This window comes from Mesorhizobium sp. M1322 (assembly GCF_040318085.1).
Lineage (GTDB): Bacteria > Pseudomonadota > Alphaproteobacteria > Rhizobiales > Rhizobiaceae > Mesorhizobium.
Genome location: NZ_JAMYLP010000025.1, coordinates 13,220 through 33,931 on the forward strand (window position 1 = coordinate 13,220; position 20,712 = coordinate 33,931).

Sequence of the window (20,712 nt, forward strand, 5' to 3'; positions counted from 1 at the left end):
GCGGGGAATTGGGATTGGAGATCAGGTGGCGATCACGGCCACCGTCCGGAGGCGGGTCACTGAGGACCGCGTAAGCGTGTCCATCCCGAGCTATGGCTTCCCCCATTCGATCATCGATCATACCAAGGTGAAGAAGGGGCAGCAGACCGAGCTCGCCGGAGAGATCACGCGCATAGACGAGGAAGGCGGCAGGGTGACCGTCGACATGGGACCGCTGGTGACGGTAGACATTGACAAGGTCAGGCTGGTCGAGAAGTACAGGCCGCCGAAGCGCAAAAGTCGCTGCGTGACATGGTGGATTAAAGTTATCGTACCTCACCCTTCTTCATATGCGTTCTGAATTCTGTTTTCGGAACTGCTTTCTGTGGCGGCGCGTTAATATTCTGGAACGGGAGAGAGGACATGTCTGTGCAAAAAGAAGACTATCGAACAAACAGAGCGGACTACGCGATTGCCGCGAAGCATGGCCGCGCGACCGCTGAGGGCGATCGCGATGAGCTGCCGGCGAGAAAAAAGAAGTCCCTGTTGGCAAGGGATCGGCGATCTGAAAAGTTAACTGAAAATCCGTCGGAAAGCGCGCCAGAACCGAAAGCCAGAACGCGCGGTTAGAGCTTTGAAAGCGCCGCCGACCGCATTCACTTCCCTACTCGTCATGACGAACAGTGTTCGTTCGAATGATGCTATTCCGTTGCCTTGAGCGCAAGTTTTTGGTCAGCCAGCACAGCGCCTCCTCTTAAGCTCGCTGGTGGTCAGGCCCGCGATGAAACGGCCAATCAAATACGACCTTAAGCGCCACGTGCGCTACGATCCGGATCTGCTCCCCCGCACGGGGCACAGGTACAAGCCAGCCAAACCGGCCCACGATGCCGTATGGCCCAATGTCATCTCGGCAATTGCTATTGCCGGTTTCTTCCTCGCGTTCATCTGGAGCTGACGATGCTACCTTTTGTGCAGGCAGATGGTCTCTCAGGCAGGCCGTTGCTCAGCCATTTGTGCAAGAAGTTCTGTCCGCGGGTGCTCATTCCGTCACAAGCCGGCGGAGCGCATTAACTTCCTTCGTCCCAGAAATCCTGCAGCGAGGCGTGCCGAAGATCTTCCTCGCCCCTGAGGTGCTTCACCCGCGCTTTGATCCCCGGCTTAACCCACTGTGTTGCCGGCCGCTTCATGCCCTTCGGCGGCGGCCCGGCATGCTCCTGGACTCGCTTCCATAGCCGCTCGCGGATCGCTCGGCTTGAATTGATGAAAGCCGACCCGACATATTTGCGCGTGCCGATCTCCCCCATGAGGGCGAATGCTGGCTTGCCAGCCTCACGCTCGACGCCCAGCAGTTCATATTCGTCGACGGTGTAGCACTTCACCTTCAGCCAGTTGATCGACCGCCCGCTGCGATACCTGCTGCCACAGCGCTTCGAGACCATCCCTCCAGACCGGCTTGATCAACCAAATGGAAGATTGCTTTGGCTTCCCCCGGAAGAGACTGACTGAATTGGATGCGACTTCCCGCCGAAATCAAACCAGCAAGCAGCTCGCGCCGATGCTCCAGGGGCGTGTCGCGCAGGTCGTGGCCGTTAAGGTGAACTGGCTTGGTCTCAGTAGACGCCCCTCTCACGGCGGGAACAGGGGTTCGATTCCCCTTGGGCGTACCAAGGATTTCAAAACATTTGCGTCACGGGTATCGCCGTCGGTCGTGGCCGGAGTCGCCACTTCTGGCGCGGCGCCCTCAATTGAATTAGCATCGCGTCATGAAATGGGGCTAAAGGTCCAGGACGGTGCGCAGAACGCCGCCGGGACGAATCTGTCGCGCAGCGAATAGGTCGACGCTCGCCCCGGGGACGAGAAGAGCGCAGGGAGGGAGACCAATGCAGAAACTGCAGTCGCAGGGGGTCCATCACATCACGCTGGTCGGCGCCGGGCGTCAGACCTCCATCGACTTCTGGGAAGGCGTGCTTGGCATGCCTTTCATCTTCGAGCAGCCCAATCTCGACAAGGCCAGCGAAAGCCACCTCTATTTCGATCCCGGTGACGGCCGGCTGATCACTATCTTCACCGACGAGAGCCGCACGCCGGTCAAGCGGCGCACGCCGACCGATACGGGCTGCGTCCATCACATCGCCTTTGCGGTATCGCGCGTTACCTTCCTGCAGGCGGTCGCCCGGCTCGACGAGCGCGCCATCAAGCACAGTGGCGTCAAGGATCGCGGTTTTATGGATTCGATCTACTTCGAGGATCCGCTTGGCCTGCTGATCGAGCTCGCCTCCTATCGTTTCGAGCCGCCGGCGGGCTTCACCCATGCCGACGTGCTGATGCAGGCGCACAAGGTTCGCGTCGCGCGCGGCGACTACGCAATAGCCGAAGTGCATCTCGCCGACGCGATCCAGGCGCTCGTCGAGCGCTCCCGCGCGACCTTGTCGGAAGACCGCACGCCGAAAAATCCATACTAACGACAGCCAAACAAGGGAGGAACGCAATGGCAAAGACGGCAACGAAGAGTTCGAAGCAACCTGCGGCCAAGGCAGCCAAGCCGGGAGCGAAACCGGCGGTCAAGGCTGCCGCCAGGCCAGCGGCGACAGCAGCAAAGCCGGCAGCCAAGGTTTCCGCCAAAAAGCCTGCAGCCAAGGGCAAAGCGAAATCAGCGAAAAAACCGGCGCTGACGCTCAGCATGCTGAAGCCGAGCGTCAACAATATGAGCGTTCGGGTGTTTGCACGCGCGGCCGGGCTCGACCATTTTGAGACCGACGTATGGGGCCACACGCGCTCGCCGGAATATATGGCGCGAAACCCAGCCCATCTTACGCCGATGATCGAGGACAAGGGCTTGCCGAGAGGCGTCCTGTGGGAAAGCTGCGCCATCATGCAGTATCTCGCCAACAAGCATGGGCTGGAGAAATTATATCCCCAGGCGCCGGCCAAGCGGGCAATGATCGACAGCGCCATGTTCTACCTGATCGGCACGCTCTACCCCTATGTGGCGCGCGCCACCTATCCTGCGCTGAACTTCCCGCAATATGCCGGCGAGGTTGGTCACAGCGATGCCCACCCCGACAGGAAGTCGGAAGCCCAGAAGGCCGCGGCGGCCGCGATTGCCGAGCCGCTGGAGGTCTTTCACAGCTTCTTCAGGAACGGCAAGCCATTTATCGGCGGCAACAACCCGTCGATCGCCGACATCCGCCTGGCGGCGACGCTCGAATTCCTGGCCGTCATCGATTACGCGCTGCCCCACTGGACAAAAGACTACATGGTGGCGATCGAGAAGAAGCTCGGCAAAGCCTATGCCGAGCCGGCCGCCGACGTGCGCGGCTACATCGCCTATGTGAAGTCGCAGGCCGGGGCGTGAGGCGCCTTGGCTGACCGCGTTGACCGCATCGAGCTTGCCCTCCAATGCAGCAGGGATGCTGTCATAGGCCGAGACACCGACCGGTCGCCGGATAGGCCAGAGGCATCGGCATGGCAGCTGCAAATCGGGGCGGCGTCGCGCTTGTTGCTCAGGGACCGAATATCACAAGCTCGGTGAACGTCAGATCTCCGAGCGAGGGTGGTCTGGGACCCTTGAAGTACTTCAGCCCACTGTTGGGGCGGTACCACCCGAACAGGCCTGCAATCGGCTCCTTGGCGTCGACGACGCAAAGCAGGATGCCGCTTCGCAAGAGAAAGCGCCCCATGGCACCGGCGCACCGGCTCAAATCCGCGAGGGAGCGGCAATAGACGATCTGACAGGATGGGATAAGACCGTGCAATATTCGGCGCGGCATTAATACGAAAGGAAACGCTGCTCCGTCGCAAATGCAAATCAATGACAGGCAGCCCAGCGCGGCGTGTTCCGAGAGTATGTATCTCTCATTGTCGGACAGCAGCGCCATCTCCGCAAGATCGGGACGAGCTTCAAGCACGCGACATGACCGCTGCGCCGAACTAAAAGCCGGCAAGAAGGCAAACTGTCCGGTGGAGAAGGGGCGAAAGCCGAGCGCCCAGTTGGCTTTTAACGTTGCGGGCGCCGGCGAAATATTCGTGTAGGTCACGTCCCTTCGCCTGAGAATCGTCGTAACCAATTTGGCCCCATAGGGACGGCATTCCGCGTCGACGGACCAACTTGAAAGGTTGCAGCGGACTTCGTCGCCTTCCTGCCCGCGATAAAGGGTATAGAGGGTCAATACAACGCCGACGATCCGATCAGCCTTCTCCAAAGCCAGGCCATATTGTGGGAAGTCGGCGACGGCAGGCCGCTGCGACAAACGGGTCAGGGCCTGTATCCAGTAACTGCGGTCACGCTTCGGAAAGCCTCGGCACAGGCAGTCGACCACTCCTTCCCAATCAGCTTCGCGAATTGGTCGACAGACAACGTCGGGAGGGAGGGCGCCGAGTACGGCCATAAATCGACTTCCAGAATACGATAGTTACTTAGATATCTCGCGCACCAACATGTTGGTGCACAACGATTAATAGTCCGTGCTGCTTTTTAAGACGACTTTCCACACTCATCATGACGCAAATCAGATTGGCTATGCGCGTCGTCGAGCAACTCCCCTTCTGTTAAGGATTCGTTAACCAAATCCCTATCTACTGATCGGCAATTCACCTCCAACTCGTGACCACGGATGTACTGGCGCGGTCGAGGTGGAAGGAAGGTCGGCCATGTGCCGGCCTTTTTGTTTCAAGGGCTATTGTTCCAGGGAAACCGCGGCCTGACTTGGCGATTTTCGTCGGCCATCAAGCCAACGCAACGGCACGCTTATCCGCCCGCCCAGGCCGACTGCCATCAATGTGGCCGGTGACGCGAAGGCACGGTAATCCTTCGTCGATGCCGCGATCGCCGCCCTGGAACGCTGCCTGCCACTGAGTTTTTCGCCGGCGCTCGCCCAGGGATTGCAGGCAGTGTCTTCACCCTGCAATTCGGCTCGCCCAGACAGTAACCGGGCATCGCCCCAGGCAAAGCCCGCTCGTTTCCGGGCGGGCCATTCAGCCACGCGTTGCTAGGCGGCGTCACCTCGAGCGATCAAACCGGTTCCCGGTTCACGAGATATCAGTGTTGCCCGCGTCTCGCATCGACATGGCGTGCCAATTCCGGCGACTCCAAGACGTAGTCGCTCCAGGCCGATTCCGGAATCTGGCCGGCCAGATAGCATTCCAGCAAGAGACCTTGCTACCGCTGCGTCAGGTGCGCAGCAGCGTTTGAGGGTATTTTGGCGCCATCGTTTGAATGCCGGCCGGCTATTCGCAGACCATGCGGACCCGTTTTCCGGGTTGGCTGACGTTCCTGCAGGTGAGCGGTTTTGCCGGCTGGGATGACGGCGTTGGCGGAACTTTGGAAATCCTGGTGATTTGCCTTCTCCGCGCCACGGGGGCGCTGATTCTGCGGACCGCCGCTCTTTCAGGCGTTTCGGGCGCCACCGGAAAGACATCGGTCTGAAGCAACTGCGGCTGTTCGGCTTGCGCCTGCTGCTGCGGCCTGTCCCAGAACCGCCGGACATCAAGCGGCCTTGGAATGACGACGGTGCCGTCATAGCTGCGCGAGCAGCCGCTCCCCAACAGCAGCATCGGGCACAGGAAAAAAGGCAGGATCCGTCCCAACATCGGCAATACCCTTGCGGGATTTATAACGCGGCTTCGGTTCTACCGACAACCGTCGGAATACACTGCGGGCAAGCTAGCGTATGAACCGGAGAATCGGAATCGATTTCACGGGGGATCATGCGCAAAATCAAAGTGTCGCAGCATCCCCCTGGTGCGACTCGGGGCGGGCATGGACGATTACGTGCCCCAAGCCCATCAGCCCCAGAGCCTTGCGCGAAAAGGTCGGCGCGGACGGAGAAATCCAGCGCAACACGGGATAGTTCTCATCAGGCTTTAGAGTTCAGCCGATTCGGCGACGTGTTGCGGACAAGACTATGGTGCGATCGCACCATACCAAAGCGTGCGTCCGGTTGGGACAATAAGCGCATTCGAGTTCCGCTCCTCTAGTTACGGGCGGGAGCAGCGACCGCCGGCAAGAAGCAGGGTCAGATTTACCCCAACGGACCTGTTTCGGCGATGGCGCGGCCATGACCTCCTTGGCCGCATGCAACGCGCTCCCGCCCGGATTTTCTTTTTAGCGCCATTGTCTCGCCTGTCGAGGGCAAATGCCGGCCGCAAATCGTGCAAGCTGCTGATTCCAGCGGCAAACCACGGCTGTGCCGGCGAGACCCGCGTCCCTTCCTTTTCGACATGGCTGTGCGGCGGTTACCGGGCTGACATCAAACTGTCATGTGACTGTAATAATCGGAGGCTATTGGCCTCAGCGGGCGCCGAAGGAATGGCGCCGAGAGACCATTTCCGAACAGGAGCAGGCCACATGAAGAAATTCCTCCTTACGGCGTCGGCCGCGGCGCTTGCGCTCGCCGCGTCGGCTGGTTATGCCGCCGCGCGCGACCAGATTCAAATCGTCGGTTCGTCCACAGTGTTCCCCTTCACGACGGCTGTCGCTGAAAAGCTCGGCCAGAGCGGAAAGATCAAGACCCCGGTCGTCGAGTCGACCGGCACCGGCGGCGGCATGAAGCTGTTTTGCCAGGGCGTCGGCGAAAATACCGCCGACTTCACCAATGCCTCGCGCGCCATCAAGGACAGCGAGCTTAAAACCTGCAAGGCAAACGGCGTGACGCCGGTCGAGATCAAGGTCGGCTTCGACGGCATCGTACTGGCCAACTCGAAGGCAGGGACTGTCGTTGATCTGACCAAGGAACAGATTTTCAAGGCACTCGCCAAGAACGTCGCTGTTGACGGCAAGGTCGTCGCCAACCCCTACAAGAACTGGTCGGATGTCGATGCGTCACTTCCCGCGACGAAGATCGAGGTGCTTGGCCCGCCGCCGACATCTGGCACGCGCGATGCGTTCGTTGAACTCGTCATGGACGCGGCCTGCCAGGAAGAAGTGAAGGCGGCTAACGAAAAGGGCTGCGGCGAGATCCGCGAAGACCGCGCCTTTGTCGAGGCCGGCGAAAACGACAATCTGATTGTCCAGAAGCTGGAAGCCAACCCGAATGCCTTCGGCGTCTTTGGCTTCTCGTTCCTTGACCAGAACGCTGACAAGTTGCAGGGCCACAAGATCGACGGCGTCGAGCCGACCTTCGAGAACATCGCATCCGGCGATTACGGCGTTTCCCGCTCGCTCTATGTCTATGCCAAGAAAGAGCATGTTGGCGTCATCCCCGGCATGCAGGAGTTCATCGCCGAGTACACCTCGGAGGCTGCATGGGGTCCTGATGGTTATCTGGCCGACAAGGGCCTGATCCCGCTGCCGGACGCCGAGCGCGCCACATGGGCCGAAAACGCCAAGGCCCTGAAGGGCATGGGTTCCTGATGTTTCGGGGTCCGGGCGTATATCCGCTCTGACCCTATGCACTAAAGCCCAAAGCGCGGGACCAAGGTCCCGTGCTTTGAGCCGGTGAATGACCGGCGGTCGAGGGGACGTCCTGAATCATGGTCGGTTATCTCGTTGTTCTTCTGTTGGTTCTGGCCGCTGCGGCCTATTGGATCGGCCGGAGACGCGCCATTGCCAGTGTCAATGGCGACGTCGCGCGATTGCATTCGCTGCCTGGCCAACATGGCATGTTTCTGGCGCTTTTTGCTGCCGGTCCCGCGCTGCTTGCGATCTTGTTGTGGTCGCTGGTCACGCCGGGAATTGAATCGTCGATCATTGCCGACCGCTTCGCCTCCGAGTTGTCGGGAATGGGCGTCCCGCAGGTCGAAGCTTTCATCCGCGACGCTCGCGCGATGGCCTTTGGCGGGCTTGTCGGCTTCGCCGATCCCACGAAAGAGGCAGCCGCGGCCGTCTACAAATCGATCCATACGACCAGCACCTGGATCATCTGGGCCGTCGCGCTCGTGCTTTCCGCGTCCGGATTTTACTGGGCCAATTCGCGCATCGCACAGGCCTACCGGGCGCGCCATGTGGTCGAGCGCGTTCTTCGCGCATTCTTGATCGCCTGTTCGGTAGTCGCGATCCTGACGACGGTCGGCATCGTCCTGTCGCTCATCTTCGAATCCCTGCGGTTCTTCCAGCAGGTGCCGTTCTATAAGTTCCTGTTCGGCACGCATTGGTCGCCGCAGAGCGCCTTCACCGGCGCCGGAGCGGAAGCCGGGGCGGTCAACCAGGACATTTTTGGCATGGTGCCGCTCTTTGCCGGCACGCTGCTCATCACCTTCATCGCTATGCTAGTGGCTGCGCCTATCGGGCTGATGGCTGCGATCTACCTTTCGGATTACGCCTCCAAAAGCGTCCGCGCGGTGGCAAAGCCGGTTCTGGAAATTCTCGCCGGCATTCCGACCGTCGTCTACGGCTTTTTCGCCGCGCTGACGGTTGCGCCCTACTTCCGCGGTATCGGCGAAAGCCTGGGCCTCAACGTCGCGTCCGAATCTGCGCTCGCCGCAGGCGTGGTCATGGGTATCATGATCATTCCCTTCGTTTCCTCGCTTTCCGATGATGTGATCAACGCCGTTCCGCAATCCCTGAGAGACGGTTCCGCAGGCCTCGGTGCGACCAAGTCGGAAACCATCCGCAAGGTGGTCCTTCCCGCTGCCCTTCCAGGCATCGTTTCGGCGATGCTGCTTGCCGTCAGCCGCGCGATCGGCGAAACAATGATCGTCGTCATGGCGGCGGGGCTGGCGGCAAACCTCACGGCCAACCCGCTCGAAGCGGTCACCACCGTGACCGTGCAGATCGTAACGCTACTGGTGGGCGATCAGGAGTTCGACAGCGCCAAGACGCTTGCAGCGTTCGCCCTCGGCCTGGTGCTGTTCTGCATCACGCTCACCCTCAACATCGTCGCCTTGCGCGTCGTCCAGAAATACCGAGAGCAATATGACTGATGCGATCTCGTCATTCGGCGCCGTCGGACGGCCGGTCAGCATTCATACCGACGATGCCGCAAAGGCGCGGCTGAAGGGTCGTTACCGCACCGAAACGTGGTTCAAATGGCTCGGTGCTGCAGCCGTCGCGTTGGCCGGCTTATTCCTTGTGCTGCTCCTGTCGACGATCGTCACGCAGGCGATCCCGGCGTTGCGGCAGAATTATCTGACGCTGCCGATCGATCTCTCGGCGGCCAAGGTCGACCCCGCGAAACTCGATGCCGTCAACTACGATGCCATCGCTCAGCAAGCGCTTACGGCAAGATTTCCGGATGTTAAGAGCCGTCAGGACAAGCGACTGCTGCGCGGGCTGATTTCCACCGGCACAGGCGTCTTCCTGCGCAAGGATATTGCGGCTGATCCGGGGATGCTCGGAGGAACGGTGGACTATGCCGTTCCACTTGACGATTTTGCCGACCTTTATCTCAAAGGTTTGCTTGCCGACGTCGGTTCGGACGAAGCGATTTCGACAAGCGTCACGCCTTCGGAAACCAGCGGCGACATCGATCTGACCTTCGGCGACGATGCCATGCTGACGCTGGCGCGCGGCCATGGTGCGACCGAGGGCGAAAACGGCACGCTCACGCTGACGAGCGGCGCGTCGTCGCTGCTGGTCACGTTCAATGGCGGCACGGTCAAGCTCACCGCGCTATCGCCGGGGCCCAACGGGGCGGCGGTCGCAAAGGGCACGGTGATCGAGGCGCTGGACGGCACGACGCCCGCCGCGAGCGGCCAGGCATTCCTGCGCGTCATCGATACGCCGGAAGCATCGCGAAAGATCTCGGACAAGGAGATCGTCTGGCTCGACACGCTGAAGAGCGCCGGCCAGATCGAAAGCCGGTTCAACTCGATCTTCTTCTTCACCGGCGCAAGCCGCGAGCCGGAACTGGCCGGTATCTGGGGCGCGGTCGTCGGATCGTTCCTGACCATGATCGTTACGCTCGCCATCGCCTTCCCGATCGGCGTTTCGGCGGCGATCTACCTCGAGGAATTTGCCCCCAAGAACCGGCTGACGACGATCATCGAAGTGAATATCAACAATCTGGCGGCGGTACCTTCGATCGTCTTCGGCCTGCTTGGACTTGCCGTATTCCTGAATTTCTTCGGCATGCCGCGTTCGGCCCCGGTGGTCGGCGGCATGGTGCTGGCGCTGATGACCCTGCCGATCATCATTATCGCCTCGCGCGCTTCGCTGCGCGCCGTGCCGCCGTCGATCCGCGAGGCGGCGCTCGGCATCGGAGCGTCCAAGGTCCAGACCGTATTCCATCACGTCCTGCCGCTGGCGATGCCGGGCATCATGACCGGCACCATTCTCGGAATGGCGCATGCGCTGGGCGAAACCGCGCCGTTGCTGATGATCGGCATGGTCGCCTTCATCGTCGACATTCCCGGCGGCTTTACCGATCCCGCGACGATCCTGCCGGTGCAGATATTCATGTGGGCCGATTTCCCGGAAGCTGGATTCCAGCAGAAGACTTCGGCGGCGATTTTGATTTTGCTGGTGTTTTTGGTCATCATGAACGCCATCGCGGTGATACTGCGCAGGCGCTTCGAGCGGCGCTGGTAAGGAGTAGAGGATATGAACATCATGACGGAAGCCGGCGTCGAACAGAAACTGAGCAGCGGAACCAATGCCCCTTCGATCAAGATGAAGGGCGAAAAGGTCTCTGTTCATTACGGCGAGAAGCGAGCTCTGTTCGACGTGGACCTCGATGTCCGCGAGAACCAGGTCACGGCGTTGATCGGTCCGTCGGGCTGTGGCAAGTCGACCTTCCTGCGTTGCCTGAACCGAATGAACGACACGATCGATATCGCGCGGGTGAGCGGCAAGATAACGCTCGACGGCGAGGATGTTTACGACCCGAAAATCGATGTCGTCGAGCTGCGAGCTCGCGTCGGCATGGTATTCCAGAAGCCGAACCCGTTTCCGAAGTCGATCTATGAAAATGTCGCCTACGGTCCGCGCATTCATGGCCTGGCCAGGAGCAAGGCCGAGCTGGACGGCATCGTCGAATCGAGCCTGAAGAAGGCCGGCCTGTTCAACGAGGTCAAGGATCGCCTGCTCGAGTCGGGCACCGGTCTCTCTGGCGGACAGCAGCAGCGCCTGTGCATCGCGCGCGCCATCGCAGTGTCGCCGGAAGTCATCCTGATGGACGAACCCTGTTCGGCGCTGGATCCGATCGCCACCGCCCGCGTCGAGGAACTGATCGACGAACTGCGCCAGAACTACACGATCGTCATCGTCACCCATTCGATGCAGCAGGCGGCGCGCGTGTCGCAACGCACGGCGATGTTCCATCTCGGCTATCTGGTCGAGGAGGGCGCGACCGACAAGATGTTCACCAATCCCGACGACAAGCGCACCCAGGACTACATCACCGGCCGGTTCGGCTGAGCGGTCCGGCGGCGAATTTCGAACACGAGGACAGTATCATGGGTGAACACACCGTCGCATCTTTCGACGAGGAACTGGAGCACATCGACAGGCTGATCCGCGACATGGACGAGCTCGCCGCCGCGATGGTCGCAGCCTCGATCCGCGCGTTGCTTGCGTCAGACAATGCGATGGCGCAGCGTGTCGTCTCGGACGACGCCATCATGGATGCGCGGCAGCGCGAACTCGACGATAGCGCGATCACGCTGATCGCCAAGCGGCAGCCGATGGCGCAAGATCTGCGCGCCGTGGTTGGCGCAATCCGCATGGCCGGCGATCTCGAGCGCATCGGCGATTTGGCCAAGAACATAGCCAAGCGGGTCAGCGCAGTCGGGCAGAGCGCCACGCCGCGTAATCTGTCGCACGGTATCGACGCGATGGCGGATCTCGTTCTTGTGCAGCTCCGCGGGGTGGTTGAGCACTATGTGTCGCGCAATGCCGGCGCGTTGAAAGAACTGCGCGCCGATGACCAGAAGATCGACGTGAAATACACGGCGGTTTTTCGCGAACTCCTGACCTACATGATGGAGGATCCGCGCAACATCACCGCCTGCACGCATCTTCTGTTCTGCGCCAAGAATCTCGAGCGTATCGGCGATCATGTCACCAACATCGCCGAAAACGCCTACTTTGTCGTGACCGGGCAGCAATTGCCGGCGGATCGCCCGAAGCTAGACGAAACGATGATGTCGGCGCCAGCGACATGACAGGAGTGACCGGCCGATGATCGCGCCGCGCATCATGGTGGTGGAGGATGAAGAGCCGCTGGGCGTCCTCCTTCGTTACAATCTGGAATCCGAGGGTTATCAGGTCGAGGTGGTGACGCGCGGCGACGAGGCCGAAATCCGGCTGCAGGAAAACGTGCCCGATCTTCTGGTGCTCGACTGGATGGTGCCGGCGGTTTCCGGCATCGAGCTTTGCCGGCGCCTTCGGGTGCGTCCGGAAACCGAGCGGCTGCCGATCATCATGCTGACCGCGCGCGGCGAGGAGAGCGATCGGGTGCGCGGCCTTTCCACCGGAGCCGACGACTATCTGGTCAAGCCGTTCTCCACGCCGGAATTCATGGCCAGGGTCAAGGCGCTGCTGCGCCGCGCCAAGCCGGAAGTGCTGTCCAGCGTGCTTAAGGTCGGCGACATCGTGCTCGATCGCGAATCGCACAGGGTCTATCGCAAGAAGAGCGAGATCCGGCTCGGGCCAACCGAGTTCCGGCTGCTCGAATTCATGATGCGGCACCCGGGTCGGGTCTTCTCGCGCAGCCAGTTGCTCGACAATGTTTGGGGCGAGACGATCTACATCGACGAGCGCACGGTGGACGTCCATGTCGGACGGTTGCGCAAGGCGGTCAACAATGGTCGCATGCCTGATGTCATCCGCACCATCCGCGGCGCGGGCTATGCGATCAGGGAAGACTAGCTGATATTCAGGGTGATGCCGGCCTGCGACCGGCGGCTTCCTGCGCTTCCGCTCATCACGTACCCAAAAGTACGCTCCGCTCCGGTTCTCGGAACCCACCATTCTCGACTCGGCCTGACCTGAATCAACGCACCCCAAGTCGCGATCCGGCGATCCCTGCCTTCGAATTCAAGCCACGTTCTTTCCGACCGAGCCGGCTCGCGCCTGGATGCCCGGCGCGAAAATCTCCTGGTCGACGAAGCTCAGCGCCCGCATGGCACAGCCTTCGCGGATCAGCGGCAGTTCGTTCGGCTCGGTGTCGAAGGAAATCGAACCCGAATGCTGGCCGCCGGCGGTCTGGGCGATGGCCTCGCGCAGGGCCGGTTCGATCAGGTCGAAGGCGGCAGCGCTGGCGCCGACCATGGCGACCGGCGCCGGATCGATCAGCGCGAACAGGCTGCCGAGCCCGAAGCCGAGTGCTTCGCCGGCCTTGCGGTAGGCTTCGCGCTCCGGTCCGTCCGTCTGGCGCGCCTGGGCCGCCAGTGCCCGCATCTCGGCGTCGCTGACATCGGCGACCGGCTCGGCGTTCTCGCTCAATTGCCTTGCGTTGCGCCAGATGGCGTAGTTGCCGGCATAGGCCTCGACGCAGCCACGCCGCCCGCAGCGGCAAAGCGCGCCGCCCGGCCGATGGATCATGTGGCCGAATTCACCGCCTGAGGAATGGGTGCCGGTGAACAGTTCGCCCTTCAGCACCAGCCCCATACCGATGCCGTGCGAGAGCAGGATGGCGATGAAATCGTCGCGGTAGCGATCCGGGTCGCGCCAACGCAGCGCCACGGCCATCATGTTGCAGTCGTTCTCCATGATGGCCGGGATGCCGAACTCGCGTTCCAGAATGTCGGCGAAGGCGATATTCGTCTGCGGCGTGATCGGCGACCACAACATGGCGCGCGCATGGGAATCGGTGATGCCCTGGATCGCCAGCGCGATACGGGCGACGCTTTGGACATCGAGGTCGGGGTCTTCGAGCCGACGCCGGACGATGGCGACACATTCGCCGATCAGCTCGTCGCGCGACATGGTCAGCGTGTCCAGCCGGCGCTGTTCCTCGGCGACCACCTGTCCGGCATAGTCGATGACGGCGACCGACAGGAAATTCAGCGACAATACGACCGCCAATACCGCAGCGGCTTCCGGATTGAGGCTGAGGCCGACCTGCGGTCGGCCGCGTTTCATCGAAACGGTCTCGCTCGCCTTGATCTCGGTCAGGATGCCTTCCTGGATCAGGTCGGAAGAGATCGCCGATATGGTCGAATGGCTGAGGGCGGTGGTTGCGGCGATCTCGGTCCGCGACGGCTGGCCGGCCCGGCGTACGGCCGAAATCACCATGGCCCGGTTGCGCCGGCGCAAATCGTCATGACGGATTCCAACCGACATTCTTTTGCTTCCTCCCTATTGCCGCGGCCGCTCATGGACGGAAGCCGTCGGTAATGTCCTACAAATACTCGCAGAAGCAGCCGGCCCTGTCATTGTTTATTCCGAGACTCGAAATAAGTCGGCAGGGACATCAAGATCCATCAGGTTTGATGTTGACAGCGCTTCGGCGTTGGACCAGTATTTTTTCGAGGCTCGAAAAAAATAGAGCCTTTGTGCCGGCCTTCGGGCCAGTCTGGTCGCGCCGTACGCGGCGCAGGGAGGAATATCATGAAGAGATTCACAGCCGCCATTCTGGCGGGGGTCGCGATGTCGCTGACGCTCGCGTCGGTTGCACAGGCGAAGGACAAGGTCATTGGCGTTTCGTGGTCGAACTTCCAGGAAGAGCGCTGGAAGACCGACGAAGCCGCCATGAAGTCGGCGATCGAGGCAGCCGGCGACAAGTATATTTCCGCCGATGCACAGTCCAATCCCGGCAAGCAGCTGACCGACGTCGAGAGCCTGATCTCGCAGGGTGCCAACGCGCTGATCATCCTTGCGCAGGATGCCTCGGCCATCGGGCCGGCGGTGCAGAAGGCGCTGGACGAAGGCATTCCGGTCGTCGGCTATGACCGGCTGATCGAGAACAAGGACGTGTTCTATCTGACCTTCGATAACCAGGAAGTCGGCCGCATGCAGGCCCGCGAAGTGTTCAAGGTGGCGCCGGAAGGCAATTACGTCTTCATCAAGGGCTCGGGCGCCGACCCGAATGCCGATTTCCTGTTCGCCGGCTCCATGGAAGTGCTCAAGGACGCCATCGACAGCGGCAAGATCAAGAATGTCGGCGAGGCCTATACGGACGGCTGGCTTCCCGCCAACGCCCAGAAGAACATGGAACAGTTCCTGACCGCCAACGACAACAAGGTCGATGCGGTGGTTGCCGCCAATGACGGCACCGCCGGTGGCGTCGTCGCGGCGCTGACGGCGCAAGGCTTAGCCGGATCCGTCCCGGTGTCGGGCCAGGACGGCGACCATGCCGCGCTGAACCGCATCGCGCTCGGCACGCAGACCGTATCGGTGTGGAAAGACGCGCGCGAACTCGGCAAGAACGCTGCCGAGATCGCCTCGCAGCTGGCCGACGGCAAGCAGATGACAGACGTTGCGGGCGTCAAGGACTTCACCACGCCGGGCGGCAATGTCGTCAAGTCGCTGTTCCTGACGCCGATTGCCATCACCAAGGACAATCTCAACGTCGTCATCGACGCGGGCTGGATCAAGAAGGAAGAGGTCTGCGCCGGCGTGGCAGCGGGCACCGTCCCGGTCTGCAACTGATCCGGCCTTCGCAAGAAGCCTGAAACGCCGCGGCTCCACGCCGCGGCGTTTTTTCAAAAAGAATTGTTTTTCCGCTTCTCGCGGCTAACTTCTAAGCTGCTCCGGCATCCGCGGCAGACGGCAACCCGGTGGGAGGACATCATGACCGATACGACTTCCAACACGCCGGCCGCCGATACAGCTGTCGATCGGGCGCGTGAATCCGAGCTCAGCCCCGTCGGCCGCTTCCTCAAGGCAACCGAACTCGACATACGCATGCTCGGCATGGTCGGCGCGCTGCTGGTCATCTGGGTTGGAATCCACATCCTGTCGGGCGGGCTCTTCCTTATGCCGCGCAATCTCTGGAACCTGTCGGTGCAGACCTCCTCGCTCGCGATCATGGCGACCGGCATGGTGCTGGTCATCGTGATGCGCAATATCGATCTTTCGGTCGGCTCCGTCGAAGGTGTGATCGGCATGGTGATGGGCGTCGCGCAGGCCGAATTCCTCATCCGCGTCATGGGGTTCCAGCTTGGAAATCCCTGGATATGGATCATCGCACTGGCTGCCGGCGTGGTGCTCGGTCTCATGATCGGCGCGCTTCAGGGCTTCATCATCGCCTATCTCGAGGTTCCGGCCTTCATCGTAACGCTGGGCGGCCTGCTGATCTGGCGCGGCATGGCGTGGCTGATGACGAGCGGGCGCACCGTCGCACCGCTCGATGCCACCTTCCAGCTCATGGGTGGCGGGCCGCGAGGCTCGATCGGGGCAACCGCAAGCTGGATCGTCGGCATTCTCGCCTGTGTTGCCGTCGCTTTCATGCTGCTCAACGGCCGGTCGCAGCGCAAGCGGTTCAAATTTCCGCTGCGCCCCGTCTGGGCGGAGACCTTGCTCGGTGCTGTTGCCTGTGCCGCCATCCTTGGCGCCGTCTGGATCGCCAATTCCTATCCCTGGCCGATCGGCATCGTTCGCCAGTACGCCCAGCGGACCGGCATCACCGTCCCGGAAGGCGGGCTGTTCATCGCCCATGGCATCGCCATACCGGTGCTGATCGCGGTCACTGTGGGCATCGTCATGACCTTCATCACCAGGCGCACCCGTTTCGGCCGCTATGTCTTTGCCATCGGCGGCAATCCGGAAGCGGCGGAACTCGCCGGCATCAACACGCGCTGGGTGACCATGAAGGTGTTCATGATCATGGGCGTGCTGGCCGCAATCAGCGCGGCGATTGCGTCGGCCCGTCTCAATGCGTCGACCAATGCGCTGGGTACGCTGGACGAGTTGCTGGTCATCGCGGCCGCGGTCATCGGCGGTACGTCGCTGGCCGGCGGCTCCGGCACCGTGCTCGGCGCCATGCTGGGCGCGCTTCTGATGCAGTCGTTGCAGTCCGGCATGGTGTTGCTGGGCATCGATTCACCGCTTCAGAGCGTCGTCGTCGGCGCCGTCCTGGTCGTCGCCGTCTGGCTCGATACCGTCTACCGCAAGCGGGTCTGAGCATGATCCCGAGCCGAAGGTCCGCGTCAGTGAAAAGTGGATATCCGTTTTCGGTTCAACACCATGCTCCAGCAAAAACCATAGGGAGGAACGATCATGGCTGACACAACTGCTCCCACGTCGCTGATCGATATGCGCAATATTTCGATTGCCTTTGGCGGCATTCGCGCCGTCGACGATGCGTCGATCGACCTTTTCCCGGGCGAGGTCGTGGCGCTGCTTGGCCACAACGGCGCCGGCAAGTCGACGCTGATCAAGATCCTGTCCGGCGCCTACAAGCGCGATTCGGGCCAGATCTTCGTCAATGGCGAGGAGGCTTCGATCTCCAATCCGCGCGATGCCAAGAAATACGGCATCGAGACGATCTACCAGACGCTGGCGCTCGCCGACAATGTCGACGCCGCCGCCAACCTCTTCCTCGGCCGCGAGCTGATGACCGGCTGGGGCACGCTCGACGATGGCGCCATGGAGGCCGAGGCGCGCAAGGTGATGGGCAGGCTCAATCCCCGCTTCCAGCGCTTCAAGGAGCCGGTGGTCAAGCTTTCGGGCGGCCAGCGGCAGTCGGTGGCGATCGCGCGCGCCATCCTGTTCAACGCCCGAATCCTGATCATGGATGAGCCGACGGCGGCGCTGGGCCCGCAGGAAACGGCGCAGGTCGGCGAATTGGTCATGCAACTCAAGGCCGACGGCATCGGCATCTTCCTGATCAGCCACGACATTCACGATGTGTTCGAGCTTGCCGACCGCGTCTGCGTGATGAAGAATGGTCGGGTCGTTGGCACGGCGCGCACCAGCGACGTGACCCAGGACGAGGTGCTCGGCATGATCATCCTGGGCAAGTCCCCGCCCGGCGCCATTCCCGGGCCAGGTGCGCTGAAGATCGCCGCCTGAAGCTTCAATAAGCCGGCTAAGTACCTGTCATGTGATGTACCAGCGGTCATGATGGTTTGGCCGCGCCATTGTGTTGACGCGGGGACTTGCCCATAAGATGGGGAACCATGGGCCGTAGCAGCAATTTGAAGAAGTTCTTTCCGATCGTCGCTTTCATCGCCGTCGCGCTGATCAGCCTGACGATGGCGGGATTCGCCTATTTCGCCACGCAGGAAGCGGCGCGCATCAAGTTCGAGGCAACGGCGGACGATGCGCTCAACCGGATCGACAGCCGCATCGACCTGCAACTGTCGCTGCTGCGATCGACCCATGCACTGTTCGAGGCGCGCAATGGCGGCATTTCGCGGGGCGAATTCAGGGCGTTCTTCGAAGCGCTTGGTATCCACGACAATTTTACCGGCCTGCGCGGTATCGGCTTTCTCCGGCTGGTGAGAGCCGGCGACGAGGCAGCGGTCGAGCGTGCCATCCGGCACGACTATGGCGCCAGCCATGCGATCTATCCGGCTACGACAACGCTGCCATGGCGTACGCCCATCATGCTGTTCGAGCCGCTGGATCCTTCCAATCAATCCGGCATCGGCTACGACATGTTCACCGAACCGGTGCGGCGCGAGGCGATCGAACGGGCGATGGCCGACAACCAGCAGCACGCGAGCGGGCGCGTGCAGCTAGGCCAGGGAACAGGTGCTGCGCAGACCTTCACCGGCTTCCTCGTCTTCGTGCGGCTCAACGTCGAAACCGCCCAGGACGGCATCGATGCGTCCAGATCCTCGACAACAGGTTTTCTTTATGCGGCCTTCCGCGCCCGAGATCTGTTCCAGACCGCGCTCAGCCGGACGCCGCTGCTGCCGGTGAACATCGAAATCTATGACGGCAAGGTGGATGCCGACCATCTTTTGTTCCGGTCGGAAACGCCGCCGGCGTCGACCTTCGGTGACAGGCTGGTGGTTTCTCGCGAGATCACCATCGCCGGACGTCCATGGACCGTCCTGTTCAGGCCGACAAGCGCCTTCTCGCAACCCTCCTCGCGCGCCATTCCGGTGATGCTCGGCCTGTTCGGACTGCTGCTCGCGGGAACCATCGCGCTGGTGGCACGCTATCAGGAGCGGGCCTATGACGCGGTCTCGCTGCTTCATGAGACGACGGAAAAGAGCCTGCTCGAAAAAGATCTGATGCTGCAGGAGATGAAGCACCGCATCAAGAACTCGATCACACGGGTGCTGGCAATCGCGCGGCAGACGGCGTCGCACGCCACCGACGTCCACGAGTTCTCGTCCTCTTTTTCGGCCCGGTTGCAAGCGATGGCGGCTTCCCAGGACATGCTGACGCGCTCGCGCTGGCAGAAGGCCGATCTCGGCGATCTCTTGCGCATCGAGCTTGGCCAGGTGTTCGGCAGGGAGCTTCCCGAGGGGATATTGTCGGGGCCAGAGGTGTTGCTCGATGAGACGACGACGCAAGCGCTCGGCCTCACCTTTCACGAACTGGCGACGAACGCGCTAAAATATGGCGAAACCGGCAATTCGGCGAATATTAGAAAGGGCGACTGGTCGCTCAAGGTCGACTGGTCGGTCGAAAGCAGCAGGAGCGACCGGACGCTGGTTCTCAACTGGCGCGAAGCCGGCCAGAAGAAACTCGAACCACCTGTCAAAACCGGTTTTGGCACCAAGTTGATCGATCTGAACGTCACGCGCGAATTGCGCGGTACGATCAATCGCGATTTTCACGATGGCGGGTTGAGCGTGGAAATCAGGATTCCATTGTCGGGCTGAAACGTCGCCGCAAACCGACCCTTTTCGAAGCGCAAAGTAAACAGAGACCGGACGAGCCGGTCTCCGCTTCTTTTGTTTGAAACGGATCAGCAGCGAGCCGTAAACAGACGGCCACGGTTGTCGCGGTACTGGCAATAGCCATTGCGCAGATTGCGCACCAGCAGGCCGGAACCGGCCCCGATGGCTGCGCCCACCAGCGCTCCCTTGCCGCCGTCAATCAGGCCGCCGGCCAGAGCGCCGACACCGGCGCCGACGCCGACATCCCGCTCGGTGGTGCTGCAACCGCTGACCGCGACCACGGCAACCATGGCAATAATCATCTTCCGCATAGAGTCACTCCTCGCTTTTGTCCTCACTTGTAGCTCCACCCGTCATTTATCATGCGAAAAAGCGTTTTGCCTGCTCGATTTCATTGTTGGCTAAGAGAATCTTGTTCGGGGGGCGCGCCGTTCGAGGCAACCTCAAGGCTAGAAATCTCCACGGAAGCGTCGAGCGTGCCGTCCGGCCGCACAGTCCAGACGATCTGGTCGTAATCATCCTCCAGTGCCGGATCGACGGAAAGGCATTCGGCAATTATGCGCGGAGCCTCACCCCGCAAATCGCCCACGACGAAAGAACGCTCGGCCTTGCATTCCTGAGCGGTTTCGAAAACGCTCACCGACACAGGCAGTTCGCGACACTCGGTCATCGTGTTCGAACAGCCGATGACCAGCAGCACTGCAGCGATATGTTCCATGGCGACGGTCCTCTCGCCATAAGAACGGGCGACATCCGCCAAAGTTCCGGCGATGCAGGCTGGCGGCTGATTGGAACAGGTCGACATGAGGCAAGCACAAGCCGCCGGCCACTTGCGTCCAACGCTCTAGACCAACTGGAACGCGGCGGCCAGGACGACTACCGCAGCCAGCCCGATCGCGGCGAGGCCGGGGGTCGGGAGGGAAGCACGGGGCGACGGCATCGCGGATGCTTCGAGATCCTGAAACCCGCCCATCGAAACGCGTGCGGGCTGTTCCAGCCTATTGATGTCGGCAACCGTCAAAGCCATTCCTCCCGTACTGCGCAGCAGATGCGATCGAAAACGTCATGCTGTGTCTGGAAAAAACAAGCATCGGACTTTATGGTGAACAGATG

21 protein-coding genes are annotated in these 20,712 nt (G+C 61.4%); 15 read left to right on the forward strand and 6 right to left on the reverse strand.

Going from position 1 to position 20,712, the window contains the following annotated elements; genetic code table 11:
* The first annotated feature begins 25 nt into the window (after positions 1–25).
* The gene (locus NKH12_RS12230; protein WP_502910783.1) at positions 26–340 is read left to right on the forward strand and encodes a hypothetical protein; all 315 of its coding nucleotides are present in this window, start codon (positions 26–28) and stop codon (positions 338–340) included.
* A 62-nt stretch (positions 341–402) separates the two neighbouring features.
* A complete protein-coding gene (locus NKH12_RS12235) occupies positions 403–609 on the forward strand; it encodes a hypothetical protein (RefSeq protein ID WP_352953342.1) in 207 nt (68 codons plus the stop codon).
* Between the two features lie 437 nt (positions 610–1,046).
* On the opposite strand, the gene NKH12_RS12240 is transcribed toward NKH12_RS12235, so the two are convergent.
* Positions 1,047–1,418: a hypothetical protein gene (locus NKH12_RS12240; protein ID WP_352953343.1), complete on the reverse strand. Its 372-nt coding sequence runs from the start codon at positions 1,416–1,418 to the stop codon at positions 1,047–1,049.
* A gap of 441 nt (positions 1,419–1,859) precedes the next feature.
* Here NKH12_RS12240 and NKH12_RS12245 point away from each other — a divergent pair, with 441 nt between their 5' ends.
* Together NKH12_RS12245 and NKH12_RS12250 are read left to right on the forward strand one after the other, a co-directional pair.
* Complete coding sequence (locus NKH12_RS12245; RefSeq protein ID WP_352953344.1) at positions 1,860–2,441, forward strand: VOC family protein; 582 nt, start codon at positions 1,860–1,862, stop codon at positions 2,439–2,441.
* A 26-nt stretch (positions 2,442–2,467) separates the two neighbouring features.
* Positions 2,468–3,334, forward strand: a complete 867-nt coding sequence (locus NKH12_RS12250; RefSeq protein WP_352953345.1) for a glutathione S-transferase family protein — start codon at positions 2,468–2,470, stop codon at positions 3,332–3,334.
* A gap of 148 nt (positions 3,335–3,482) precedes the next feature.
* Here NKH12_RS12250 and NKH12_RS12255 read toward each other — a convergent pair whose 3' ends face one another.
* Positions 3,483–4,367: a hypothetical protein gene (locus tag NKH12_RS12255; RefSeq protein ID WP_352953346.1), complete on the reverse strand. Its 885-nt coding sequence runs from the start codon at positions 4,365–4,367 to the stop codon at positions 3,483–3,485.
* 827 nt (positions 4,368–5,194) lie between these two features.
* Here NKH12_RS12255 and NKH12_RS12265 point away from each other — a divergent pair.
* From NKH12_RS12265 to phoB, 7 genes are all read left to right on the forward strand, one after another.
* A complete protein-coding gene (locus tag NKH12_RS12265) occupies positions 5,195–5,404 on the forward strand; it encodes a hypothetical protein (RefSeq protein WP_352953347.1) in 210 nt (69 codons plus the stop codon).
* A gap of 921 nt (positions 5,405–6,325) precedes the next feature.
* Positions 6,326–7,330 (forward strand): PstS family phosphate ABC transporter substrate-binding protein, encoded by a 1,005-nt coding sequence (locus NKH12_RS12270; protein ID WP_352953348.1) that lies wholly within the window; start codon positions 6,326–6,328, stop codon positions 7,328–7,330.
* Between the two features lie 119 nt (positions 7,331–7,449).
* A complete protein-coding gene (pstC, locus tag NKH12_RS12275) occupies positions 7,450–8,838 on the forward strand; it encodes a phosphate ABC transporter permease subunit PstC (protein WP_352953349.1) in 1,389 nt (462 codons plus the stop codon).
* Positions 8,831–10,444: a phosphate ABC transporter permease PstA gene (gene pstA, locus NKH12_RS12280; RefSeq protein WP_352953350.1), complete on the forward strand. Its 1,614-nt coding sequence runs from the start codon at positions 8,831–8,833 to the stop codon at positions 10,442–10,444. Before pstC ends, pstA begins: the two co-directional genes overlap by 8 nt.
* A gap of 12 nt (positions 10,445–10,456) precedes the next feature.
* Positions 10,457–11,272, forward strand: coding sequence for a phosphate ABC transporter ATP-binding protein PstB (gene pstB / locus NKH12_RS12285; protein WP_352953351.1), 816 nt, complete (start codon positions 10,457–10,459; stop codon positions 11,270–11,272).
* Positions 11,273–11,310: 38 nt separating this feature from the next.
* Positions 11,311–12,018: a phosphate signaling complex protein PhoU gene (gene phoU / locus NKH12_RS12290; protein WP_352953352.1), complete on the forward strand. Its 708-nt coding sequence runs from the start codon at positions 11,311–11,313 to the stop codon at positions 12,016–12,018.
* Between the two features lie 16 nt (positions 12,019–12,034).
* A complete protein-coding gene (phoB, locus tag NKH12_RS12295) occupies positions 12,035–12,724 on the forward strand; it encodes a phosphate regulon transcriptional regulator PhoB (RefSeq protein ID WP_023822590.1) in 690 nt (229 codons plus the stop codon).
* A 168-nt stretch (positions 12,725–12,892) separates the two neighbouring features.
* Here the strand turns inward: phoB and NKH12_RS12300 are convergent, their stop codons facing one another.
* Complete coding sequence (locus NKH12_RS12300; protein ID WP_352953353.1) at positions 12,893–14,140, reverse strand: ROK family protein; 1,248 nt, start codon at positions 14,138–14,140, stop codon at positions 12,893–12,895.
* A 267-nt stretch (positions 14,141–14,407) separates the two neighbouring features.
* On the opposite strand from NKH12_RS12300, the gene xylF reads away from it, so the two are divergent.
* The 4 genes from xylF to NKH12_RS12320 all read left to right on the forward strand — a co-directional run bounded on the left by xylF (position 14,408) and on the right by NKH12_RS12320 (position 19,581).
* The gene (gene xylF / locus NKH12_RS12305; protein WP_352953354.1) at positions 14,408–15,448 is read left to right on the forward strand and encodes a D-xylose ABC transporter substrate-binding protein; all 1,041 of its coding nucleotides are present in this window, start codon (positions 14,408–14,410) and stop codon (positions 15,446–15,448) included.
* Between the two features lie 141 nt (positions 15,449–15,589).
* Positions 15,590–16,921, forward strand: a complete 1,332-nt coding sequence (locus NKH12_RS12310) for a sugar ABC transporter permease (RefSeq protein WP_352953355.1) — start codon at positions 15,590–15,592, stop codon at positions 16,919–16,921.
* 96 nt (positions 16,922–17,017) lie between these two features.
* On the forward strand, positions 17,018–17,812 hold the full coding sequence (locus tag NKH12_RS12315) for an ATP-binding cassette domain-containing protein (RefSeq protein ID WP_352953356.1): 795 nt from the start codon (positions 17,018–17,020) through the stop codon (positions 17,810–17,812).
* A gap of 125 nt (positions 17,813–17,937) precedes the next feature.
* On the forward strand, positions 17,938–19,581 hold the full coding sequence (locus tag NKH12_RS12320; RefSeq protein ID WP_352953390.1) for a CHASE domain-containing protein: 1,644 nt from the start codon (positions 17,938–17,940) through the stop codon (positions 19,579–19,581).
* 86 nt (positions 19,582–19,667) lie between these two features.
* Here NKH12_RS12320 and NKH12_RS12325 read toward each other — a convergent pair whose 3' ends face one another.
* From NKH12_RS12325 to NKH12_RS12335, 3 genes are all read right to left on the reverse strand, one after another.
* Positions 19,668–19,910 carry a YMGG-like glycine zipper-containing protein gene (locus tag NKH12_RS12325; RefSeq protein WP_352953357.1) on the reverse strand — a complete coding sequence of 81 codons (243 nt, stop codon included), beginning with the start codon at positions 19,908–19,910 and terminating at the stop codon, positions 19,668–19,670.
* An 80-nt stretch (positions 19,911–19,990) separates the two neighbouring features.
* Complete coding sequence (locus NKH12_RS12330) at positions 19,991–20,317, reverse strand: hypothetical protein (protein ID WP_352953358.1); 327 nt, start codon at positions 20,315–20,317, stop codon at positions 19,991–19,993.
* Positions 20,318–20,443: 126 nt separating this feature from the next.
* Positions 20,444–20,626: a hypothetical protein gene (locus NKH12_RS12335; RefSeq protein WP_352953359.1), complete on the reverse strand. Its 183-nt coding sequence runs from the start codon at positions 20,624–20,626 to the stop codon at positions 20,444–20,446.
* Positions 20,627–20,712 lie beyond the last annotated feature (86 nt).

Coding starts and splice junctions, on each gene's coding strand:
- NKH12_RS12235 (WP_352953342.1), top strand. CDS start 403: ATGTCTGTGCAAAAAGAAGACTATCGAACAAACAGAGCGGACTACGCG.
- NKH12_RS12240 (WP_352953343.1), bottom strand. CDS start 1,418: ATGGTCTCGAAGCGCTGTGGCAGCAGGTATCGCAGCGGGCGGTCGATC.
- NKH12_RS12245 (WP_352953344.1), top strand. CDS start 1,860: ATGCAGAAACTGCAGTCGCAGGGGGTCCATCACATCACGCTGGTCGGC.
- NKH12_RS12250 (WP_352953345.1), top strand. CDS start 2,468: ATGGCAAAGACGGCAACGAAGAGTTCGAAGCAACCTGCGGCCAAGGCA.
- NKH12_RS12255 (WP_352953346.1), bottom strand. CDS start 4,367: ATGGCCGTACTCGGCGCCCTCCCTCCCGACGTTGTCTGTCGACCAATT.
- NKH12_RS12265 (WP_352953347.1), top strand. CDS start 5,195: ATGCCGGCCGGCTATTCGCAGACCATGCGGACCCGTTTTCCGGGTTGG.
- NKH12_RS12270 (WP_352953348.1), top strand. CDS start 6,326: ATGAAGAAATTCCTCCTTACGGCGTCGGCCGCGGCGCTTGCGCTCGCC.
- pstC (WP_352953349.1), top strand. CDS start 7,450: ATGGTCGGTTATCTCGTTGTTCTTCTGTTGGTTCTGGCCGCTGCGGCC.
- pstA (WP_352953350.1), top strand. CDS start 8,831: ATGACTGATGCGATCTCGTCATTCGGCGCCGTCGGACGGCCGGTCAGC.
- pstB (WP_352953351.1), top strand. CDS start 10,457: ATGAACATCATGACGGAAGCCGGCGTCGAACAGAAACTGAGCAGCGGA.
- phoU (WP_352953352.1), top strand. CDS start 11,311: ATGGGTGAACACACCGTCGCATCTTTCGACGAGGAACTGGAGCACATC.
- phoB (WP_023822590.1), top strand. CDS start 12,035: ATGATCGCGCCGCGCATCATGGTGGTGGAGGATGAAGAGCCGCTGGGC.
- NKH12_RS12300 (WP_352953353.1), bottom strand. CDS start 14,140: ATGTCGGTTGGAATCCGTCATGACGATTTGCGCCGGCGCAACCGGGCC.
- xylF (WP_352953354.1), top strand. CDS start 14,408: ATGAAGAGATTCACAGCCGCCATTCTGGCGGGGGTCGCGATGTCGCTG.
- NKH12_RS12310 (WP_352953355.1), top strand. CDS start 15,590: ATGACCGATACGACTTCCAACACGCCGGCCGCCGATACAGCTGTCGAT.
- NKH12_RS12315 (WP_352953356.1), top strand. CDS start 17,018: ATGGCTGACACAACTGCTCCCACGTCGCTGATCGATATGCGCAATATT.
- NKH12_RS12325 (WP_352953357.1), bottom strand. CDS start 19,910: ATGCGGAAGATGATTATTGCCATGGTTGCCGTGGTCGCGGTCAGCGGT.
- NKH12_RS12330 (WP_352953358.1), bottom strand. CDS start 20,317: ATGGAACATATCGCTGCAGTGCTGCTGGTCATCGGCTGTTCGAACACG.
- NKH12_RS12335 (WP_352953359.1), bottom strand. CDS start 20,626: ATGGCTTTGACGGTTGCCGACATCAATAGGCTGGAACAGCCCGCACGC.